This is a genomic window from Psittacicella hinzii (assembly GCF_003585935.1).
GTDB lineage: Bacteria > Pseudomonadota > Gammaproteobacteria > Enterobacterales > Psittacicellaceae > Psittacicella > Psittacicella hinzii.
The window spans coordinates 1-2235 of the sequence record NZ_NRJG01000076.1; the positions used below are offsets into that span (position 1 = coordinate 1).

1 protein-coding gene and 1 pseudogene are annotated in these 2235 nt (G+C 33.7%); both read right to left on the reverse strand.

The annotated features are described in order from the left end of the window. A pseudogene (locus CKF58_RS04575) lies at positions 1-188 on the reverse strand (peptide ABC transporter permease); the annotation flags it as partial. A 157-nt stretch (positions 189-345) separates the two neighbouring features. Continuing rightward, positions 346-1959: an ABC transporter substrate-binding protein gene (locus CKF58_RS04580; RefSeq protein WP_222987706.1), complete on the reverse strand. Its 1614-nt coding sequence runs from the start codon at positions 1957-1959 to the stop codon at positions 346-348. Between the last annotated feature and the right edge of the window lie 276 nt (positions 1960-2235).

A 2235-nucleotide genomic window follows, 5' to 3' on the forward strand; every position in this document is an offset into this window, starting at 1 on the left:
AAATAAGACTGATCTAACCCTAATGCGGCTTTCATTGCTTCATACTCTTCTGGAGATGGTGCTTTATCACCTAATTGGGCAAGCACCGGATCTCCTGGTAAAGAGTGCACCAAAATAAAAGTTAAAATGGTAACTCCAAAGAAAGTTGGAATTAACATTAGAACCTTTTTAATAATGTTACTTAACATAGTTAAATCACAAGGTTAGAGTAAATATCTATAAAAAACTAAAAGAAAAGACTAAAAGTATAGTTAGGTTGTTTGTTTAAGTTTTTACTTAAGCTTTTACTTAAATTTTTACTTAAACTTTAACAAACAACTAATAATTTATGACTTAATCTTTGTTTTAGTTTTGTTTTGCTTTTGTTTTAGGAGTAACTTTATCTACTCCGTAGAATTCAATAAAACCAAATGGAGTTTGTTTATACCCAACTAGCTCTGGACGCATAATTGATAATAATTCAGAGTGACCTAAAACAATAAAAGGTTGTTCTCTAAAAAATACGTGCTCGGCCTGACGATAGATCATTGCTCGCATTTCTGGATCAGCCGTTGTACGACCCGCAACCACTAAGCGATCAAATTCTTCATTTTGCCAGCGAGAGTAGTTAGATTTACCTATTGAGCCCGAACTTAATAAAGGTGATAAGAAGTTATCTGTATCTCCGTTATCTCCAGACCAACCGTAAGTACCTGCGTCAAAGTTACCTTCACGCGTTTGTTTGATAAACTCTTGGTACTCAGTTGTTTTTAAAGTGGCATTTACACCAATTTTCTTCCAATCTTGCTGAATTAATTCAGCTGTACGAGATGGATTTGGATTTGATGAACGTGCTACAGGCTGAACGAAAATAGTAATATCAAAACCATTTGGGTAACCAGCTTGTGCTAAAAGCTCTTTAGCTTTTTCTGGATCGTAACTATTACCTTTTAAATCTGGATCATAACCAGTCATGGTAGAAGTAATTACGTGATTATCCGTAACCACTTGGTTATCGTACACCAGTTTAGCAATAGCTTTTTTATCGATTGCCATATCTAAAGCTTGACGTACACGTACATCTTGAAGATATTTATTTTCGTTATTTAAAGCAATATATGCAACGTTTAAACCAGTCTGTAAATTCGTTTTTAAACCGTAACGTTTGATTACTTTGTCTTGGTCAGCTAAATTAGGAGCTTCCATAAAATCGCATTGACCAGTAATCACTTTAGCTAAACGTGCTGTTGGATCTGGAGTAATGCTAAAAATAACTGTACCTATTTTCGCCGGACCACGGAAGTAATCAGGATTAATTACATAACGAATAGCCGTATCTTTAATATATTGATCTAGCTTCCAAGGCCCCGTACCAAGAGGTTTTTGGTCAATTAGTTCAGGCTTATGCAAAGTATTTAATAAATAATCTGCATATTCAGCTGAATAAATTGACAATACGTCCATCGCTAAATCTGAAATAAAGGTTACGTTTGGACTATTTAAATATACTTTTACCGTATAATCATCAATTTTTTCAAGATGATTAATTAAGCTTGAAAAACCCATAATATTCCAATAAGGATAAGTAGCATTACTTACACTATGATATGGATGGTCATTTTCTAGCATACGATTAAAAGTGAATAACACATCATCTGCGTTAAAATCGCGTGTAGGGGTAAAGATATCATTATTATTGAACTTTACACCTTTACGTAAATGTAGTGTTACCTCTTTAGCATCTGGACTAACTTCCCATGACTCAGCTAAAGCAGGCTCTAATTCTGTGCTACCACGTACATTTTCTACTAAACGGTTAAAAATAATACGCGATGATGAATTATATGAAGCTCCATCAGCTACTAATGCTGGTGATAGAGCTCTAGGAGATCTACCTATACAAAAGGTTAGAGTTTTATCTTCATTTAAATAGCCATGTAAGGCTTGTCCTGGTTGATTCTCGTTTTTAGGGGTCTGCATATAATAACTAACCCCACCAACTACAGCCGCTAATACTCCCACTGTAGTTATCAATTTCTTATACTTCATGCGAATCACTCGACAATAAACTCAATATTGTTTGTAGTAATTTCTTGCTATTTCGTTGAAATTACAAACAAAAAATAGTAAATCCGACTAAGGATCTACTTGCTAAAAAACTTCTTCTCAAACTAAGATTATACAACAAGTTTTAAACTTGTCTATTATCAGAGCTATAACAGTATGTTTCTATATTATTTAAATCAATGATTAAAC